The 17793-nt window shown below is 65.5% G+C and carries 20 protein-coding genes; 17 read left to right on the top strand and 3 right to left on the bottom strand.

Going from position 1 to position 17793, the window contains the following annotated elements; genetic code table 11:
* Positions 1-30 precede the first annotated feature (30 nt).
* The 15 genes from J0F76_RS00285 to J0F76_RS00215 all read left to right on the top strand — a co-directional run bounded on the left by J0F76_RS00285 (position 31) and on the right by J0F76_RS00215 (position 11952).
* Entirely contained in the window at positions 31-1701 is a 1671-nt protein-coding gene (locus tag J0F76_RS00285; RefSeq protein WP_207464402.1) for a hypothetical protein, read from the top strand.
* Positions 1701-3473: an FAD-dependent oxidoreductase gene (locus J0F76_RS00280; protein ID WP_278250388.1), complete on the top strand. Its 1773-nt coding sequence runs from the start codon at positions 1701-1703 to the stop codon at positions 3471-3473. Before J0F76_RS00285 ends, J0F76_RS00280 begins: the two co-directional genes overlap by 1 nt.
* Positions 3470-3991, top strand: a complete 522-nt coding sequence (locus J0F76_RS00275; protein ID WP_207464398.1) for a hypothetical protein — start codon at positions 3470-3472, stop codon at positions 3989-3991. The genes J0F76_RS00280 and J0F76_RS00275 overlap by 4 nt, the downstream gene beginning before the upstream one ends.
* Positions 3992-3993: 2 nt before the next feature.
* Positions 3994-4281, top strand: a complete 288-nt coding sequence (locus tag J0F76_RS00270; protein ID WP_207464396.1) for a hypothetical protein — start codon at positions 3994-3996, stop codon at positions 4279-4281.
* Positions 4281-4904 (top strand): collagen-like protein, encoded by a 624-nt coding sequence (locus J0F76_RS00265; RefSeq protein ID WP_207464395.1) that lies wholly within the window; start codon positions 4281-4283, stop codon positions 4902-4904. Before J0F76_RS00270 ends, J0F76_RS00265 begins: the two co-directional genes overlap by 1 nt.
* 15 nt (positions 4905-4919) lie before the next feature.
* Positions 4920-5405, top strand: coding sequence for a hypothetical protein (locus tag J0F76_RS00260; protein WP_207464393.1), 486 nt, complete (start codon positions 4920-4922; stop codon positions 5403-5405).
* Positions 5406-5410: 5 nt separating this feature from the next.
* Positions 5411-6346 (top strand): glycine-rich domain-containing protein, encoded by a 936-nt coding sequence (locus J0F76_RS00255; RefSeq protein WP_207464390.1) that lies wholly within the window; start codon positions 5411-5413, stop codon positions 6344-6346.
* Positions 6343-6678: a hypothetical protein gene (locus tag J0F76_RS00250; protein WP_207464388.1), complete on the top strand. Its 336-nt coding sequence runs from the start codon at positions 6343-6345 to the stop codon at positions 6676-6678. Before J0F76_RS00255 ends, J0F76_RS00250 begins: the two co-directional genes overlap by 4 nt.
* Positions 6675-7169, top strand: coding sequence for a helix-turn-helix domain-containing protein (locus tag J0F76_RS00245; protein ID WP_207464386.1), 495 nt, complete (start codon positions 6675-6677; stop codon positions 7167-7169). The genes J0F76_RS00250 and J0F76_RS00245 overlap by 4 nt, the downstream gene beginning before the upstream one ends.
* A 2-nt stretch (positions 7170-7171) precedes the next feature.
* A complete protein-coding gene (locus J0F76_RS00240) occupies positions 7172-7348 on the top strand; it encodes a hypothetical protein (protein WP_207464372.1) in 177 nt (58 codons plus the stop codon).
* On the top strand, positions 7348-7590 hold the full coding sequence (locus tag J0F76_RS00235; protein WP_207464370.1) for a hypothetical protein: 243 nt from the start codon (positions 7348-7350) through the stop codon (positions 7588-7590). Before J0F76_RS00240 ends, J0F76_RS00235 begins: the two co-directional genes overlap by 1 nt.
* 163 nt (positions 7591-7753) lie before the next feature.
* Positions 7754-8152, top strand: a complete 399-nt coding sequence (locus J0F76_RS00230; RefSeq protein WP_207464368.1) for a hypothetical protein — start codon at positions 7754-7756, stop codon at positions 8150-8152.
* Between the two features lie 148 nt (positions 8153-8300).
* Positions 8301-9131, top strand: coding sequence for an N-acetylmuramidase domain-containing protein (locus J0F76_RS00225; RefSeq protein ID WP_207464366.1), 831 nt, complete (start codon positions 8301-8303; stop codon positions 9129-9131).
* Complete coding sequence (locus tag J0F76_RS00220) at positions 9128-9499, top strand: hypothetical protein (RefSeq protein WP_207464359.1); 372 nt, start codon at positions 9128-9130, stop codon at positions 9497-9499. Before J0F76_RS00225 ends, J0F76_RS00220 begins: the two co-directional genes overlap by 4 nt.
* Before the next feature lie 1043 nt (positions 9500-10542).
* Positions 10543-11952: a DUF6538 domain-containing protein gene (locus tag J0F76_RS00215; RefSeq protein WP_207464357.1), complete on the top strand. Its 1410-nt coding sequence runs from the start codon at positions 10543-10545 to the stop codon at positions 11950-11952.
* Here the strand turns inward: J0F76_RS00215 and J0F76_RS00210 are convergent.
* Both J0F76_RS00210 and J0F76_RS00205 read right to left on the bottom strand, forming a co-directional pair.
* Positions 11894-13333: an IS1182 family transposase gene (locus J0F76_RS00210; RefSeq protein ID WP_207464355.1), complete on the bottom strand. Its 1440-nt coding sequence runs from the start codon at positions 13331-13333 to the stop codon at positions 11894-11896. The two genes, J0F76_RS00215 and J0F76_RS00210, sit on opposite strands and share 59 nt — an antisense overlap.
* 152 nt (positions 13334-13485) lie before the next feature.
* Positions 13486-14250, bottom strand: a complete 765-nt coding sequence (locus J0F76_RS00205; RefSeq protein WP_207464353.1) for a bestrophin-like domain — start codon at positions 14248-14250, stop codon at positions 13486-13488.
* Positions 14251-14374: 124 nt separating this feature from the next.
* Between J0F76_RS00205 and J0F76_RS00200 the strand changes: the two genes are divergently transcribed.
* Complete coding sequence (locus tag J0F76_RS00200) at positions 14375-15391, top strand: GlxA family transcriptional regulator (protein WP_207464352.1); 1017 nt, start codon at positions 14375-14377, stop codon at positions 15389-15391.
* A gap of 48 nt (positions 15392-15439) precedes the next feature.
* Here J0F76_RS00200 and J0F76_RS00195 read toward each other — a convergent pair whose 3' ends face one another.
* Positions 15440-16429, bottom strand: a complete 990-nt coding sequence (locus J0F76_RS00195; protein WP_242689890.1) for a GlxA family transcriptional regulator — start codon at positions 16427-16429, stop codon at positions 15440-15442.
* A gap of 110 nt (positions 16430-16539) precedes the next feature.
* Here J0F76_RS00195 and J0F76_RS00190 point away from each other — a divergent pair, with 110 nt between their 5' ends.
* Entirely contained in the window at positions 16540-17793 is a 1254-nt protein-coding gene (locus tag J0F76_RS00190) for a sarcosine oxidase subunit beta family protein (RefSeq protein ID WP_207464348.1), read from the top strand.

Raw genomic sequence — 17793 nt, 5'->3', positions numbered from 1 at the left:
CGTGCGGGCTTTTTCCATGGAGACAGCCGCATGGCTCTGCTTGACGACATCAACCTCATCCTGCGCGACCATGTCGGCTACAGCGGAGACGGTCAGGGAGGAAACGGCGCATTACCGGTAGGGGACCGATCCACAGCGCGGCACTCCCCTGACCTTCGCGACTGGCGCGAGCTGCTGGCAACCATTGCGCAGGCGATGGGCGACCCTGCCGCCCTGCAAAACATCATTACGCAGCTGGGCGGCAAGGCAAACGCGGCGAACGCCACAAAGGTCTTCAGCAGCCGCGCGGCCGCAGTGAGCGCCGGCCAGGCGGCAATCGACGCCGGGATCGGCAGCATCTTCACCCGCGAGGGAACCGATCTTGTGGTGCGCGGCAGGACGGCAGAAGCCACGGATCCGCTTTTTGAGACTGGCGACCGGTGGGGGATCGTTCTGCGACTTCCCGGTTCCAACGCCTTCGACGCGGCTCTTGCGGCAGCCATCGCTGGGGTTCTGGCGCAGGCCCGACAAGCCGACGCCGAAGTTCTCACCGTAGCGGCCCTTGCAGACGAACGGGCGCAGAAAACCGAAAAGCGCCTCGATCTGACGGCCGAGCGCTTCGACGCGCTGATCGCGCGCATCGGCGCTTTGGAAGAAAATCAAAACGCACAGGAGCAATCCGAAATGACAGCCTACTCCCTGGCCGCGACGGCCGGCACTTCCGCTTCGGTGTTGGTCGCCGCCGGTCCGGTGACCGACCTGAAACTGGTGAACAAGAGCGGGACCGCCACGGTTGGCATCAAGTTCGGCACCGCGCCTGCCGGTCTGGGCGATGCCGGCGTTCTGCCCCTGGGACCGGGCGGGGCTCTGGATCTCGACACGATCCCCGCAACGCCGATCCATGTCATTGCCAGCGACACGGCGGACATCGTGGGCAGCTTCTCGGTGCCGCTGCACGAACCCAACCCGAACTGGGAGACCGACTTCCAGGCGATCATCACGCGCATGGTTGCTGCGGGGGCCGACACCCCCAACCTGGCCTGGCAGGATGCCTATCGCCGCCTTTACTCGGCGCTGCGCCGGGAGAACATCCTGTCGCGCATGGGCGGCCTGTTCGTGCTTGCCACCCACGGCATCGGTGCCGGCCGGGTGAACTGGGCAGGAACGGGGACGATGTCGGTCGGCGGCGGTGCGCCCGCTTTTGTGGCCAAGCGCGGCTATGCCTTCGACGGCAACGATTACTTCGACAGCGGCGTCAACCTCAACGCGTTCGGGCTGTCGCCCACGCAAGCGTCGGCGCTGGTGTGGGCGGAGACAACCAGCCCCGCCGGTGGACAGGCCGCGGCGGGCGACGGTGGCTTCGAACTGCTGCCCACGCTCTCGGCCAGCAGCGGCGGCGCGCGGAGTTGGTCGCCCGATACCGCCGTGGATACGCTCACCGGCCTCAATGGTGTCGGCTTTGTCGGCATCACGCGGGCCGCACCGGATCGCTTCACGCTCTACGGCCCCGGGGCAGCGGGGGAGGTCAAGACCCGCTCGGCGCTTGGCTTCGTTCCCGCGCGCACCTTCTATGTTGGCGCCACCAACAGTTCGACCGGCGTTGGCAAATTCTACAACGGTACCATCCGGGCGGTCATGGCCGGCCATGCGCTCAATGCCGTCCAGGTGCTGGCGGCCCAGGCGGCCCTGTCGCGCTATTTCAAGCAGATCGAGGCGCTCTGATGCAGGTCGACGTTTTTGTGCACGGCGCAACGCCTTGCGGGATCATGGCGGCGATTGTGGCTGCCCGCGCGGGCCTGACGGTGGTGATCCAGGCCCCCGAGAACGGCATCGGCGGCATGCTGACCGGGGGGCTTGGCATCGGCGATGCGCCGCTCGACTTCCAGAACTGGCGCGGGGTGACGCAGGAGTTCACCAACGCGATCATTGCCCTGACCGGATACACCGCAGGCGCCACGAATGCCTGGCACTTCCTGCCCTCGCAGGCGCTTGCGGTGCTGACAGGCATGATCGCCGCAGAGCCCAACATCATCCTGCGGCTGCGCGAAAGCATCGATCGGGTCGACCGCAACGAAGTCAAACAGCAGAACGGACAGATTGCATCCTCGACGGATGCGCGGGCGACGCAGATCAGCGCAATTCACACCGTGCCTTGCACCTGGCTTTCGGGGGCGCCTGCCGCGGGAGATACCTACGAGGCCAAGGTCTATCTCGATGCCAGCTACAACGGCGGCCTGATGCTGCACGCCAAGGTGCCGCACCGGGTCGGGCGTGAGGGCGCGGACGAGTTCGGCGAATGGCCTTATGCCGGCGTCCTGGTCGGACACGAGCACAACTTCACCTCCACGGTCGATCTGGTCGATGACCGGGGGAACCTCCTGGGCTATGGCGGCTGGCAGCCGCTGGAGGCGTTCGGCCAGGCCGACCGCCGGTTCATGGCGCTCGGCTACCGCAACTGCATCACGAACATCGCAGGCGCGAACAACCTCGGCTTTCCGCCGCCGCCCGGCTATGACCCGGACGATTTCACGGACGAGGTGCAGATCGGCAATGCGGTCCATCCGGGCGGCGGTCTGTCGATCCTGACCCGGTCCTATGCGTTCAACCCGCTGCGCCGGTCGGCCCTGTATGACCCCGTCAAGGCGCAGGTCGCCCTGGCCGACACCTGGGACGACATGACCGAACGGGAGCGTCAGGAGGGCTGGTTTCGCTACGCCAGCACCGAGGCGCAGCTCGGCCAGTTTCCCGACAAGTTCATGACCAACGGGTCGGACATCCGTGGCTCGGTTGCCTGGGAGTTCACGCTGACGGCGTCGGACCGGCGCCGCCACGAGATCCGCGAGCAGACGGCCTACCGCGAGCTGGGGCGCCTTCATACCTTCCAGAACGATGCGCGGGTGGATCCCGCCGTTCGGGCGCGTTTTGCCGGCTGGGGGCTCTGTGCCGACGAATGGCAGACAGACCATATCCTGCTGCCCGGCTGGCCCTCGGAAGTCTACGAGCGGCACGGGCGGCGGCTGATCGGACAGGAAACCGTCACCTATCGCCATGTCGCCTACCGGACCAACTGGCCCGATCAGATCGCGGTCGGGGCCTACTTCATGGACAGCAAGGCCAAGTCGATCTGGGCGCTGCCCTATGGCGGCAACGAGATCGAGGGCAGCTACGAGGTCCAGAACTTCGTGGATGCCGATGGCGACACGGTCGGGTCGTCTAACTACAACACCTTCGGCATTCCGATGCGCGCGGTGCTGCCGCCGGTCGGCACCTGTGACAACCTTGCGGTCTGCTGGAACGTCTCGGCCTCGGAACTGGCCTTCAGTGCCATCCGCCTTGAGCCGTTCCTGTGCGCGGTGGGCGAGGCAGTCGGGCACATGGCCGTGGAGTCGGTCGCAACTGGTGTGCCGATGGCGCGCCTGAAATACGAACCCGTCAAGGCTCGCCTGCAAGCGGCAGGCCTGATGATCCAGCGTTACGCCACGGTGACACCATGAGCTTTATTTCCTACCCCACAGGCGGCGGCGCGGCCGCCGCGGCTTCGCCTTCGCAGTCAAGCCGTCAGGCGCTCACATCGTCGGGCGCGGTCCGCATCATCGGGGGATCGCATATCGTCCACGTCGCCCCGCTCGGCGCGATGACCCTTGACCTGGCGGCGACCGATCCGGCGGATCTGGTGCTGCCCATGCAGGCGCAGGGGCGCTACCTCTTGGACGAATTTGTTTTCCACGATCTGCGGGGCTCGCCCGGTAACGTCGCGGTGACGATCCGTACGCTGGACGCGGCGCGCGGTGGCGGCGTCCTGCTGGTCGATCAGCAGCCCCTTGCGTCCCTTGCGGTCCGGCACGGCCTTATCCGCATCCCGCCGCCCGAGGTAGCGATCTGGGAGGCCCCGCACCTGTACGTGACGCTGACCGGGTCGGGATCCGGCACTGTGCTGATCCGCGCCCTCGGGACTGTGGTCGCGCCAGAAGATCCCGAGCATCCGATGAGCGATCCAAGGAGGATCGGTTAGCCATGACTACCATTCCCCTGCGCCTCGGCGGATCGGAGCCGCTTGTTATCCGGCCCAAGCAGCCAGACGGCACGATGCCCGACCTGACGGGCAGCACCATGCAGCTGCGGATCGGTTCGGGTGATGCCTGCATCATCGTGCCGGGCGTCATCACCGATGACGGCTACGATCTGGACGTGAACGACCTTGATCTGCCTACCAAATTGCATACCGCCTCGATCTGGATCGATTGGGGCCAGGGCTGGCGCTGGCAGGGCGAGGTTTTCCTTAACATCATCGGGGGCTGCTGATGGCTTTGATCGATGTGGCGGTGCAAGAGCCGGAAATCGTGCTGCTTGAGGTGGGTTTTCGCGGGCCAGCGGGCAGCAATGGGGCAGGCGGCGCAGACATCAGCGACGAGCCGGGCAACGTCCTGCAGATGCGGGCCGATGGGCTGTTCGTGGGCGCGACGGCCGGGCCGCAGGGCGAGCCGGGACCTCAAGGGCCAGCAGGCCCCAAGGGCGACGCCGGGCTCGCAGGGGCTCAAGGCGAGCCGGGACCGCGGGGCCTGAAAGGCGACCCGGGGGAGCCTGGCGCGCAAGGCCCGCAGGGCATTCCCGGGCCTGCCGGACCCAAGGGCGATACTGGCGCGGCCGGCCCGAAGGGGGATCAAGGCGAGCCGGGGCTGAAAGGCGACACTGGCGCCGCCGGGCCACAAGGTCCCCAAGGCATCCAGGGCGATACGGGCGCGCAGGGCCTGCAAGGGATCCAAGGGCCGAAGGGCGATACCGGAGCCGCAGGCCCTAAGGGGGACCAGGGGGCAACAGGCCCGCAGGGAGCATCCGTCACGGTCGACTATTTCACCACGCAAGCGGCCTTTGATGCGGCCGTGTCCACCGACGATCTGCATTTCATTGTCCGGCTTCCGGGCTAACAAAGGTTCAACGTCATGCCTCTTTCGCAATTCCCGACCGCCATGCCGGCGGCCGTTTCCGCCGTGCTGCGCGTGGCTGCCGCCCTGCGCTATATCCGCGACAGCAGCGGCGACCTGCCGTTTCGCGCCCTGGACGAACTGCAGGACGCCCTGCGCGCGTCCAAGATCACGACCTTCGCCGCCCTGTCGGAAGGCGCCAAGGCGCCCGAGGCGGCCGAGGCCTTCATGTCTGGCCTGGGCGGTCCCGTCACCTTGGCCGCGTATGAGGCGGCCGCTATGGACATCGAGGCCAAGGCGAGCGCCTGGAATACCTATCTTGGCGGGGTGCTGCAGTCGCTGCCCGTCGACGCTGTGATCGGGATGGTGACGATTTCGACTGACGGCGTCGACACCCGGCACATCGAGCGGCGGGCCTTCATGCCGGCAGCCTATGCCGATCCGCTGCGCGCCTCGCAGGAGCTGGCGGACCTGGCGGCAGCGTTCGAAGCGGTCGGGGCCTGACGGCGGTGCCTTATGCGGTTGTCGCGGCCCACAGCGGCGCGTCGAAAACCACCGTCACCATCGGCGGCGTGTCCTATGACGTCTACGAGTTCGCCAGCGTCGGGGGCGGGAGCGTCGAGTTCGCCGCGGCCGGTGATGTTGACTATCTGATCGTCGGAGGCGGCGGCGCGGGGGCGTCGGGGCGCTACTACGCCGGATCGGGCGGCGGCGGCGGCGACGTGCAGCAGGGGGTGATTGCCGTTCCTGCGGCGGCTCACAGCATTGTCGTCGGCGCGGGCGGCGCTGGTTCCCCTGCCCACGACACGCAAGCCCACGCCGGGATGATGGGCCAGAACAGCGCGGCGCTGGGGCTCACCGCCTATGGCGGCGGGCGCGGCGGCAACCTGTCGGCGCCCACGCCCAACGTGCCGGGCAACGGCGGCGGCGGCTACGGCGCGAACACGGCAGGCGGGCAGTCAACGGCCGGCGGCTACAATGGCGGTTTTTCCGTTGACCAGAGCCTGCCCGGCGGCGGCGCCGGGGATAGCGCAGACGGCGAACAGGGGGAGGTGTTCAATACCCCTTATAAGGGCAGGGGCGGCATCGGCACCGTGTCGTCCATCACGGGTGCGCCCGTCATTTACGGGTCAGGCGGCACAGGCGGCAACCGCTACTCTGCCACGACTATTCCGGCTCCGTCTGGTGGTGGCTATGGCGGCACGAGTTCGGAGGACGGCGGGCCGGGGACAGACGGCTTGGGCGGCGGCGGCGGCGGTGCTGGCAACAACTGCCGAGGTGCAAAAGGCGGCAGCGGTGTCGTGATCTTGCGCGTGGCAACACCCGTCGCTGTGACCATCCCTGGCCCCGGCAAGTTGGACCTGTTCAACGCCCGCCAGATCAAGACGGCGGCGGGCGAATGGCTGGAGGCGAAAGGCCCCGGATGGCACTGGGTGCGGTCATGAGAGCGGCCCTCGCGCGCCTGCTGCATGAGCTGGCCACCCCAACCACCGGGACCGGCTATCTCTGGGCCGTCATTGCCATCGGGCACGTCATGCTCGGCGCCATGCTGCAGGGCCTTCTGGGCGCCGCTGGCGTGGGTGCCCGGCTGGCGATCGGCATTGCCTACTGGCTTGCCAAGGAACGCGGCGACCTGCGGCGTGGCGGCAGCCTGCGCGACGGGCTTGCCGATGCCGCCTTGGTGGCCGTGGGTGCCTTCTATGCCGGGCCGCGCTGGTGGCCGTGCCTGGTATTTGCCGCCGTCTGCGTCGGGGCGGTTATTCGAGAGGCCAAATGAGCGCACTGGCAAAGATCGCCAGCCTGGCGGCTGCTGGCATGGGCGTCGGCATGATCATCAACGAAACCGGTCTGACCAAGTCCGCCGTCTATCACCACGCGCGCAAGCAGGGCGTGGACGTGAGGGGCGGGCAACTGCCTTACACTGTCCAGTCGATCCGAGCGATGGTGCAGGACATGCGCCCGACCGAGGCTGCCGACTATCTGCTGACCATCGTGGAGGAGCTGGCAGGCGATCAGTCCGACATGGACGCGGCGCAGCAGCGCCTCGGCCTAGTCGGGCAGCAGGCGCGGGCCTACTGCGCCCTGTCGCGGCAGGCAGGGCGCATTGTCAGCTTCGATGCGCTGGGATGGGTCATCACGACCGACCCTACCGAACCGGCAAGCAAGGAAGCCCTGACCGTCATCATGTCGCGGGTGCGCAACGCCCTGCCAGAAAACGAGCGGATCACTGCCGCAAGAGGCCGGGGCTACCGGCTGGAAAGGACATAGCCATGCGAATGACGCGGGCCGAATATGCCGTGGATCCGGTGACGATCACCATTGAGGCCGGGCCGGGCGAGATCGTGCCGATCATCAAGGCGACCGCAGTGCAGGCGATGGAATGGACGGACGAAGCAGGCCAGCCGGTACGCGTGACGATTGAAGCGCCTGTGGAGGTCATCACCTGATGGACCCTGCGCAGATCATACAGGAGATCGGCGGCGGCCTCGCTGCCGTCTGCATTGTCGTGCAGGCGTGCGCCATCGTCGCGCTTTACCGACGAAACAACCAGCTGCAGGACAAGCTGCTCGATATGACCCAGGCAATGGGCAAGGAAAACAGTGATCTGGTGACCGACAACAACACGGCGCTTGGGGCCAATGCCGAGATCATGCGGCAGGTCGTTCGCGTGCTGGAGAGGTTCAAATGATGCGCCTGATCCGACAAATCCTAGGCACAAGCCGACGCGAGGCAGAGGCCGATGCCTGCCTGCAAGCCCATCAGCGAGACCACGACAGGAAGGCCCAGGCCGTTCGCGCCAACGTCAGGGCGATTGAGCAGCTGGTGACACATATTCAGAAGGACATTTCACGATGGCACTGATCAGCGGCTTTTTGGCCATCATCATCACCGCTGGTTATCTGGCTGTGATTTACGCCTTCCGGGCCAGCTTTCGCGAACTGAAAAGCGCCACCTGGTGGTTCGCAATGGGCTTCGCAATCTTGGCGGGGGCAATCATCCTGCGGGCCATGTATTGGGACGTTGCCCTTCCCCTGCTGCGTCTCTGGTATCCCGAGACCGCAGCCGCCTGGTCCGAGGCCACGCGAGGCCGGATGATCAACACCTTTTTCAGTCTGCTGAAGATGTCGTCGTTCTTCTGTGCCCTAAAATGCCGTGAGGCCCTGATCCCGCCCGAGGAGCGGCATCTTTGGCCTTGGTGGAAAAGCTGGATGCACCCGCACGCGATCAGGCTGCTGCCGTGGTCTCGCTGAGGCTCTGGCGGGCGCTGATGGCACGCCTTTGGCGGCGGTCGGCGGCACAGGCTTATGACCCGCCACCGATCACAGGCAGGACCGGGCCGAGACCCGGATACTGACACCAGCCCGCCCTAACCGGCGGGCTTTTTTTATTGGAGAAAGCATGTATCCCGCAGGGTTCAAGGGCCGCGCCAGGCGGCTCACCGATATCGACGTGGCCCGCGTCGGTAGACTGATCGGCGTGGGTGAGGACGAAGTGCGCGCCGTGATCGAGGTCGAGACCGCCGGCGGCGGCTTCGACAAGCTCGGCCGGCCCAAGATGCTGTTCGAGCCGCACGTCTTCCACCGCGAGCTTGGCACCGGCACCAAGCGCGACCTCGCCATCAATCAGGGCTTGGCCTATCCCAAGTGGGGCGCCAAGCCCTATCCGGGCGACAGTTACCCGCGCCTGGCGCTGGCGATGAAGATCGACGCCACGGCGGCGCTGCGCAGCTGCTCCTGGGGCCTCGGCCAGATCATGGGGTTCAACCACAAGGCCGCGGGCTATGCCTCGCCCGGCGACCTGGTGGCGGCCTTCTGCGACGACGAAGCCGCAGGTCTTGAGGCCATGATCCGCTTCATCGAAAGCGAAGGCTTGGACGATGAGTTGCGCCGCCATGAGTGGTCGGCCTTCGCTCGGGGCTACAACGGCGCCGGCTATGCCAAGCACGGCTATCACACGAAGCTAGCGGCCGCCTTCAAGCGGTGGCAGGCCATCCCCGATGTGCTGGCGCCTGCCTATCCCAAGGTCGGCCTCGGCTCGCGCGGGGCGGCCGTGCGCGTCGCCCAGGAGCGCCTGCTTGCCGCCGGCTTCGACCCCGGCCCGATCGACGGCATCTATGGCGCTGCCACGCGCACCGCGGCCATTGCCTTCCAGTTTTCCGCCGGCCTCGCGCAGGACGGCATCACCGGGCCCCAGACCTGGGCGGCCCTCATCCCGGAGCTTGTATCGTGATCAAGACCATCGCCCCTATCTTCATCCTGAAGACCCGCAGCTTCTGGCTCGGCATCCTGCCCTTGCTTCTGACCGGCATCGACTCGCTGCTGTCCGGAGTTGCCGCCGGCGGCGACGGCGGACCGCTCGTCCACCTGGTCGCGCAGATCCTCGGCTATGACCCGGCCGCTATCCGGTCGTTCCTGCTGGCCATCACCCCGGTCTGGGGCCTGATCTTGGCACAACAGCGCGGCGGGTTTGCTGGCGGCATCCCGCGCCCCTACACAATGAACCCGGCCAAGGAGCGCCAGATCATCGAGGCCATCGAGAACGGCAAGACGGCTTTCGAGGCTGGCAAGAAGATTGGTAAGGCAGTCAACGCGATCTGAGCAACTCCTGCCGAACGCTTGAGGCTGCTCGGGTAAGCCTGTCCATCTGGACAGGTTTAACACGGAGCGCGCTGGCCATATGTCTAATTTGGTTACGAGTTGTATTCGGTTTGCGGTTCGCTGTTTGCCCGGTTCTTACGGGCCCGATTTCGCTTGCCGATTGTTTGTCGGGAAGTGTCATGCAGAACCTTTGTACAGATGAAGATCCCTGCCTCTATTTCTTTCCTGGCATGGGATATCGGCCAGCGGTCCATACCATCCAACGCGATCAATATGGCGACCGAATAGCTCTTGTCGTGGGGGATGATTCACCCATCGATGGGAAGGTCTCAGCCGCCTACGAAATACTTGAGTTCCCAGTGTTGCCGGATGCTGTCTTGGCCGGGATGCCCAGCATCCTGCCATCCTTTGCGCAGCCCACCACACCTGGTTCTTCGGCGGTGCCAGACTACTCGTTCTCTGGCTTTGCCCCTTCGATCTGGGGCACTAGCTCCAATCCTCGCAGTTCGGGCGATGACTACCCAAGCTGGGGGGGCAATCCCGGCACACCGTCAGTTCCCGGAAAATCGATACCGCCGATCCAGCCAATGCCTCACGAGCCGGGTTCACCACATCCACCGGGGCCGGGCATTGATGTTCCTGGCATACCGGACCCGCCCCCAATCGCGCCGGTCCCTTTGCCCGGTGGCGGGACGCTGATGCTGTCTGTTGCATTGGGTGCTGTGGTGATGCGTGTCCTTCAGCAGCGGTCCGGCCGAAACTAGAAAACCGCCCCTCGGTTCAAAGCCGGGGGCGGCTTTCATGCGTTCTGGCATACTGCAATTCGTGTTCCCAAAACCCCGTTTTGTTCTGGTCGAAATCGTCCATTTCCGGGTTTGGAATGGGAACACCTTCGCTCGTATCATCAGAAGGGTAGGGGCTATATGGTCTCGTTTACACCGAAGATGTCGGGGGTTCGAGTCCCTCACCGCCCACCATATTCCAGATTATCAAAGCCTTAGATGCTGCTTCCCTGCTAGTGCGCCACAAGAGTGAGCCACAGGATGCGCCTTGCCGCCTATTTGACACGTTCCCGCCATGGGTTGTTCTACTTCCGCTGGCCGATACCGGCCCGGCTGCACCCCGCCCGGAGGCGCAGCCATGTGCGCCTGTCGCTGCGGACAAGATGCCCGGCCACGGCGCAGCGGCTGTCTCGTGCGCTGGTGCTGGCTGGACAATCCACGATTGAAGCGGCATCTGCGCAAGCCATGAGGTACGCAGAGATCAGACAGCATGTGCTGGATCACTTCCGGGGAATGCTGGGGCGGTTCAAGGACGGCGTGGACGACAGCGGGCCGATTGGTCCTGTCCGGTATGCGGCACTGGAAACGACACAGGGCCTTGCTGACAGCGATCTGGATACCTGGGCAGGCTTTATCCATCCCGAAGGGCCCGATGGCCTTGTGCAAGCGTTCTGCGCCCAGCGCGGCATCCCGGCTGCCGATTTGTCAGTCCAGCAACAGACTTGGCTGCTTGATGCGTTGCGGAAGGGGCATCATGCCTTTGCCAAGGCGGCGCTGGGCCATGTTGATGCGCTGGATCGGTTTGACCTAGACATGCCACCCGGCAGTGCGGCTGGTGGTGGCATTGCTGACGATGATGCCGCCCGTGGTCAGACCCAGCTAAGCTATCAGGAAGTTGTGGATCAGTACTTCGCCGAAGTGGCACGTTCGGGCGGGGTGGCGGTCAAGACGGATGCCGACAAGCGCGCGGCCTTGAACCTGCTGGCGGAGATCACAGGCGACAAGCCAGTGGCGGCAATCACCAAGGCCGATGCGCAGCAGGTCAAGCAGGTGCTGATGCAGTATCCCGCTAACCGTCAGAAGAACCGCATCACAAGAGGGAAGCCGCTAAGTGAAGTGCTAGACTTGCCCGGTGTTCCCAAGATCGCAGCCAAGACGATGAACAGCTATCTAAGCAATATGGAAACCTTGATGGGCTGGGCTGTCAGGAACGGCCATGCAGACGCCAACCACTTCGCTGGAATGCAGGTCAAGGTACAGCGGGCCAAGGCCGATCAGCGCGATCCGTTCACCGATGCGCAATTAGCCCGATTGTTCGAGCAGTTAACCGAGAACCCCATGAACTTGGTCAAGACTGATGCCGCTAAGTGGGGCAGCTTGGTCGGCATGTTCACGGGTATGCGGTTGAATGAGATCGCCCAGCTTGAGACTGCCGACATCAAGCAGGTTGACGGGGTATGGATTATCGACGTGCCAGATGTTGGCGAGGGGAACCGGAAGCGGCTTAGCCTGTGTGGAAACTCTCCGCACCGGGACTGGTGTGTGCTCGGATTGGGCGTAGCACTGCAGAAGCGCGGTCGGCACATAAAGAGCGGAACTTCACTCTGCCTTCTCAGGTCCGGATTGCGGCCAGGAAGTTCCGGATGCCGATCAAGGCAACCATCCGCTTGATGTTGTAGGCCAGCACGTTCAGCGCCATTTCGGTCTTCACGTTAGGCAGCCGCCTGGTCAGGAAATGGGTTGCACCCATCCACGCCTTGATCGTGCCGAACGGATGCTCGACGGTGGATCGGCGGACCGTCATCGGCTCTGACGTGCTTTTCAATCTTGCCAGAGCCTCCTCAATCAGATGCTCATGCTCCCATCGCGTGATCCGGCGTTCCTGGCCGGTGGTGCAGCGTGACTTGATCGGGCAGTTGCCGCATTCGCCGGTCCAGTAGCGCCGCAGCTGGAGACCGTCTTCCTCGGTGGTGTAGCGATAGCTCAGCGCCTCGCCCGCCGGGCAGCGGTAAACATCCGCGTCCGGTTCGTAAGCAAAGTCGGCTTTCACATACATGCCCTTGGCGCGGTTGCCCGAGGTCTCGGGACGCGGCACGGTCGTTGTGATGCCCCTCTCATGACAGAGGAGGATCTCGCGACCGCTGAAATAGCCCTTGTCCGCCAGCGCATGCAGGTCGTCTCGCTGCAGGGCATCCTTTGCGGCTTGTGCCATGGGCGCCAGAAGGTCTCGATCATGGACCTGATTGGTTACGTCGTGCGCCACGATCAGATGGGTCTCGGTATCAACGGCCATTTGGGCATTGTAGCCAACCATGCCACTGTTCTTTGCACTGGTGGCCATGGCGCGGGCGTCGGGATCGGTCAGCGAGATCTGCCCGTCGGGAGCCTCGGCCAAAGCCCTGTCCATGGCTTGCAGATATTGGATCTGTTGGCGAATGCGCCCATATCGCCGGGCAAGGTGCGCCACCTTCTCGGCCCGGACCTCGCCCTCCTCCTGACGGTCCACCCTGACCATCTCCTGGATATACCGCTCGACGTCAGCCTCCAGATGGGCAATGCGGCTGGCGATCTTGCCCTTGGTGAAGTTGCGGTCGCGGTTGTTCACTGCTTTGAACTTGCTTCCGTCGATAGCCACGCAATCGCCCTTGAGCGTGCCGAGCCGGCGACAAAGTTCCACGAACTGTGCGCAGGTCCTGCGGATGGCAGCGCCATTGTCTCGCCGGAAGTCGGCAATGGTCTTGTGGTCCGGCACCAGGCGGCCGGTCAGCCACATCAATTCGACATTGCGACCAGCCTCACGCTCCAGCCTGCGGCTGGACGAAATGCGGTTCAGATAACCATAGATGAACAGCTTGAGCAGAACCGCGGGATGGTAGCCCGGCCGCCCCGTCCGGGCCGGTGCCGAGCGCACAAAGCCAAGGCCCGGGAGATCCAGTTCGTCGACAAAGAGATCAACAACGCGAACCAGGTGATCCTCGCTGATCCAGTCCTCGAGACGATCCGGAAAGAGAACCGTCTGCCCGCGCTCGACACCCTCGATGAAGCCCGACATGCTGATCCCCCGCAGCCATGTCATAGTCTACCACGAACACCAGTTTCCACACAGCCTCGGCTCGGAGCCGTCATGTGAGTGCTTCGCTCAAGACTGCCGGCCACGAGCCGATACCTTGCTTCCATCCGGGATCTTATGCCAGGTGGTAAGCGCTAGGGCGCCGCGCGCCGCAGTTCTGCCAGCGACTGCCGCAGCGGCAGGTCCGAGATCTGCATGGGCCCGGAAAACGGCACGTTCATGTCCAGCACCAGATACAGCGATCCCGCGATCAGCGCCGCCGCCGACACGAAGGTCAGGTCGATGACCGCGTTCCGGGGCGCGCGATAGCCGAAGCTGGCAAAGATCAGCACCAGCCAGCCCGCCAGCATCAGCGTCAGCTGGATCGGCAGGCGGCCCTGCCCCGCCTCGATGATGGTCCACCGCTGCTCGACGATGTCGCGGTATCGGCGGGCGGCATCGGCCAGCAGGGCACGGCTGCGGTCGTCTGCAGGCACGATGGCGGAAAAGGAATCCGAGACCGCCCTCAGCCGGTCCTCGGCCTGGTAGGATCGCAGCGATTCGTTTCGCTGGACGCGGGCCGGGTTCTCGACGGCGGCCTGCACATAGCCGGCAAGCAGGCGCCGGGCGTCATCCGCCTCGGGGCCAACGGCCGCCAGGGTCCGGTCCAGCAGGATCAGCCGCGCGGCATAGGACTGCACCTGATCGCCCAGCGTCTCGAAGCTCGCGCGGGAAGAATTGATCAGCAGGCCGAACACGAGCGAGGTCATGACCACGAACAGTCCCGCGACCAGGCGGACCACCGTGTTCGTTTCCTCGCTGACGTGATGGGCCCGCATCCGGGTCGAGGCCCAGCGCGCGGCAAAGGCGGCGGTCGCCAGCGCCGCAAATACGGACAACGTCAAGATGATCTCGGTCATGGGGGGCCCTGGCAGGATCTGGCGCAAGCTTCACATCGTTCTGCCGCATTTGTCCACCGTTGCAGCCCGGCAAACTGTCACGCTTCTGTCGCATGACCCGCAGCCTTCGCGACGGAGAGGACCCATGGCATCCACCACCCGGCGTTTCACCTTCCTGCTACTGGACCGCTTCACCATGCTGCCCTTCGCGGCCACGCTGGACGCCCTGCGCCTGGCCAACAAGATGTCGGGGCGCACGCTTTACGAATGGCGGCTGGTGGGCATGGAGGGGGATTTCGCCACCTGCTCGAACGGGTCGCGGATGGCCCTGGACGGCGGCCTTGGCGACGACGCGACCGTCGCGCGGGACGAGGCGGTGATCGTCTGCGGCGGCGACGACATCACGGCGCAGGCCACGCGGCCGATCCTTGCCTGGCTGCGCAAGCAGGCGCGCGCGGGCGCCATCCTGGGGGCGGTCTGCACCGGCAGCCATGTTCTGGCCAAGGCGGGGCTTCTGGACGGCCGTCGCGCCACGATCCACTGGGAAAACCACGATTCCTTCACCGAAACCTTCCCGGACGTGGACCTGCAGCATCAGGTCTTCGTCGATGACGGCAGCCGGCTGACGGCAGGGGGCGGGACGTCGTCCATCGACATGATGCTGCACCTGATCGGGCAGGCGCACGGGCCCGACCTGGCCTCGCAGATCGCCGACCAGATGCTGCATACGGCGATCCGCACCGGGCGCGACCGCCAGCGCCTGTCCATCGCGACCCGCATCGGCATCCGCCATCCCCGCCTTGCCGCCGTGGTGGAACGGGTCGAGGCGAACCTGGAAAATCCCATCAGCCCCTCGCAACTGGCCGAGGACGCGGGCATGTCCACCCGCCAGTTGGAACGGCTGTTCATGCGCTATCTGAACCGCAGCCCCAAGCGGTACTACCTGGACGCCCGCCTGTCCCGCGCGCGCCACCTGCTGCTGAACACCGACCTGCCCCTGATCGAGATCGCCATCGCCTGCGGCTTCGCCAGTTCGTCGCATTTCTCGAAGTGCTACCGGGAGCGCTACGGAACCTCGCCCTATCGCGAACGCGGGGTGCAGAAAGCCGCGGTGATCGCCATGCCGACACGGTCCGAGACCGTGCTTGCCTTGGCCAGCTAGGCGGTCCTGCGCGGCCGGAGCACGGGCTATCCGCCCCTGTCCGGCGCCTCAAACCCCTTCGCGCTGACCCTTGCGCCACTGTTCGGGCGTGACGCCCATCACGTCGCGGAACACCCGGATCAGGTGGGATGCGTCGCAGAAGCCCGTCTCGGCGGCGATCTGGCTGATGGTGCGGTCGGGGCGGCCCAGCAGCATCCGCACCTGCGACAGGCGCACGCGCATGAAGGCCTCGGCGGGCGACATGGACAGGGACGCCGCGAAATGGCGTTCCAGCTTGCGGCGGCTGACCTGGAGATGGGCCGCCACATCGGCCACGCCGGGGGGCGTGTCCATGTTCTGCTGCAGCATCAGCAACGCGCGGCGGACCAGCGTGTCCTGGGTCTTCAGCTCCAGCGGCAGGCCGGGCTGCGGGTCGTCGGCTGCCATGGCCTCGTCGATGATCATGATATGCAGGCTTTTCTGCGCCGCCGCCCGGCCGATGTGGCGGTCGATCAGGAAGGCCGCCAGATGCGCGGAACTGGCCCCGCCCGAACAGGTCAGCCGGTCGCGGTCCACCACGAAGATGCGGTCGGACACGGGGCGCAATCCGTCGAACTGTTCCAGGAAATCCTCGTGGTGGAACCAGCTGACGCAGCAGCGGTATCCGTTCATCAGCCCGGCGCGGTGCAGGATGAAGGCGCCGGTGCAGACGCCCACCAGCGGCACGCCCGCGCGCGCCGCGCGGTGCAGGAAGGCGGTGTATTCGGGCTCCAGCCGCTCGATCTCGTCGATCAGGCCGCCGACCACGACGATATAGTCGAAGCGCGACGGATCGCCCAGCTTCTCGTCCGGGGACACGGCGATGCCGCAGCTTGACTGGACGGGCTGGCTGGATGTCGCCAGCACCCGCCAGGAACAGCGGATCGGACGGGACCGGTCGCCTTCGTCCGCCGCCAGCCGCAGGACGTCCACGAAGTTGGCGAAGGCCGACAGGGTGAAGCGCCGCGCCAGAAGAAATCCGACACGCAGGCGCAGGGAATCCGCAGGGGCTTGGGGCATGTCGCGCATGACGCAAATGTAACACTTCACTGGCGCGGAGATCCAGTCTCCGGTGACGCGTTTCTGTCATTTTCCAGGACAACGGAATCGCCGCACAAGGTTTGCCCCGCATGACCCATTTCTCCGCCTTTTCGCTGCTCAAGCAGGCGCTCAACGGCCACAAGGGCTGGCGAGAGCAATGGCCCGACAGCCAGCCCAAGGCCGAATACGACGTGGTGATCGTCGGCGCGGGCGGGCATGGATTGGGCGCGGCCTATTACCTGGCCAAGGAACACGGCATCACCAATGTCGCGGTGATCGACAAGGGCTGGCTGGGCGGCGGCAACACCGGCCGCAACACCACGATCATCCGGTCGAACTACCTGTATGACGAAAGCGCCAAGCTTTACGATCACGCGCTGGACCTGTGGGACAACCTGTCCCAGGAACTGAACTACAACGTCATGTATTCCAAGCGCGGCGTGCTGATGCTGGCGCACAACGTCCATGACGTGCAGTCCTTCCAGCGCCACGTGAACTCGAACCGGCTGAACGGCGTGGACAACCGCTGGCTGACGAAAGAGGAATGCAAGGCCTTCTGCCCGCCGCTGAACATCAGCCCGGACGCGCGCTATCCGGTGATGGGCGGCGCGTTGCAGATGCGGGCGGGCACGGCGCGGCACGACGCGGTGGCCTGGGGCTATGCCCGCGCGGCGGCGGCTCGGGGCGTGGACATCATCCAGAACTGCGCGGTCAACGCGATCCGGCGCGGGCCGGACGGCGCGGTGATCGGGGTCGATACCGCCAAGGGCTTCATCCGCGCGAAGAAGGTCGCGGTCTCGGCGGCGGGCAACACCAGCGTCGTGATGGACAGCGCCGGGCTGCGGATGCCGCTGGAAAGCTTCCCGTTGCAGGCGCTTGTCAGCGAGCCGGTGAAGCCGATCTTCCCCTGCGTGGTCATGTCGAACACCGTCCACGCCTATATCAGCCAGTCCGACAAGGGCGAGCTGGTGATCGGGTCCGGCACCGACCAGTACACCAGCTACAGCCAGCGCGGCGGCCTGCCGCTCATCGAGCACACCGTGGCCGCGATCTGCGAGGTGTTCCCGATCTTCACCCGGATGCGGATGCTGCGCAAATGGGGCGGCATCGTGGACGTGACCCCCGACCGGTCCGCCATCCTGGGCAAGACGCCGGTCAAGGGCCTGTACGTCAACTGCGGCTGGGGCACGGGCGGCTTCAAGGCCACGCCGGGCGCCGCGCACCTGCTGGCCCATACCGTCGCCCGCGACGAGCCGCACCCGTTGAACGCGCCCTTCACGCTGGAACGCTTCACCACCGGCCGTCTGATAGACGAAGCCGCCGCCGCCGCCGTCGCGCACTGA

The organism is Paracoccus fontiphilus, assembly GCF_017356265.1.
Lineage (GTDB): Bacteria > Pseudomonadota > Alphaproteobacteria > Rhodobacterales > Rhodobacteraceae > Paracoccus > Paracoccus fontiphilus.
The sequence above is the reverse complement of the archived record's forward strand: the minus strand, read 5'-3'. Positions and strand labels throughout refer to the sequence as shown.

Coding starts and splice junctions, on each gene's coding strand:
- J0F76_RS00285 (WP_207464402.1), top strand. CDS start 31: ATGGCTCTGCTTGACGACATCAACCTCATCCTGCGCGACCATGTCGGC.
- J0F76_RS00280 (WP_278250388.1), top strand. CDS start 1,701: ATGCAGGTCGACGTTTTTGTGCACGGCGCAACGCCTTGCGGGATCATG.
- J0F76_RS00275 (WP_207464398.1), top strand. CDS start 3,470: ATGAGCTTTATTTCCTACCCCACAGGCGGCGGCGCGGCCGCCGCGGCT.
- J0F76_RS00270 (WP_207464396.1), top strand. CDS start 3,994: ATGACTACCATTCCCCTGCGCCTCGGCGGATCGGAGCCGCTTGTTATC.
- J0F76_RS00265 (WP_207464395.1), top strand. CDS start 4,281: ATGGCTTTGATCGATGTGGCGGTGCAAGAGCCGGAAATCGTGCTGCTT.
- J0F76_RS00260 (WP_207464393.1), top strand. CDS start 4,920: ATGCCTCTTTCGCAATTCCCGACCGCCATGCCGGCGGCCGTTTCCGCC.
- J0F76_RS00250 (WP_207464388.1), top strand. CDS start 6,343: ATGAGAGCGGCCCTCGCGCGCCTGCTGCATGAGCTGGCCACCCCAACC.
- J0F76_RS00245 (WP_207464386.1), top strand. CDS start 6,675: ATGAGCGCACTGGCAAAGATCGCCAGCCTGGCGGCTGCTGGCATGGGC.
- J0F76_RS00240 (WP_207464372.1), top strand. CDS start 7,172: ATGCGAATGACGCGGGCCGAATATGCCGTGGATCCGGTGACGATCACC.
- J0F76_RS00235 (WP_207464370.1), top strand. CDS start 7,348: ATGGACCCTGCGCAGATCATACAGGAGATCGGCGGCGGCCTCGCTGCC.
- J0F76_RS00230 (WP_207464368.1), top strand. CDS start 7,754: ATGGCACTGATCAGCGGCTTTTTGGCCATCATCATCACCGCTGGTTAT.
- J0F76_RS00225 (WP_207464366.1), top strand. CDS start 8,301: ATGTATCCCGCAGGGTTCAAGGGCCGCGCCAGGCGGCTCACCGATATC.
- J0F76_RS00215 (WP_207464357.1), top strand. CDS start 10,543: ATGCGCCTTGCCGCCTATTTGACACGTTCCCGCCATGGGTTGTTCTAC.
- J0F76_RS00210 (WP_207464355.1), bottom strand. CDS start 13,333: ATGTCGGGCTTCATCGAGGGTGTCGAGCGCGGGCAGACGGTTCTCTTT.
- J0F76_RS00205 (WP_207464353.1), bottom strand. CDS start 14,250: ATGACCGAGATCATCTTGACGTTGTCCGTATTTGCGGCGCTGGCGACC.
- J0F76_RS00200 (WP_207464352.1), top strand. CDS start 14,375: ATGGCATCCACCACCCGGCGTTTCACCTTCCTGCTACTGGACCGCTTC.
- J0F76_RS00195 (WP_242689890.1), bottom strand. CDS start 16,429: ATGCCCCAAGCCCCTGCGGATTCCCTGCGCCTGCGTGTCGGATTTCTT.
- J0F76_RS00190 (WP_207464348.1), top strand. CDS start 16,540: ATGACCCATTTCTCCGCCTTTTCGCTGCTCAAGCAGGCGCTCAACGGC.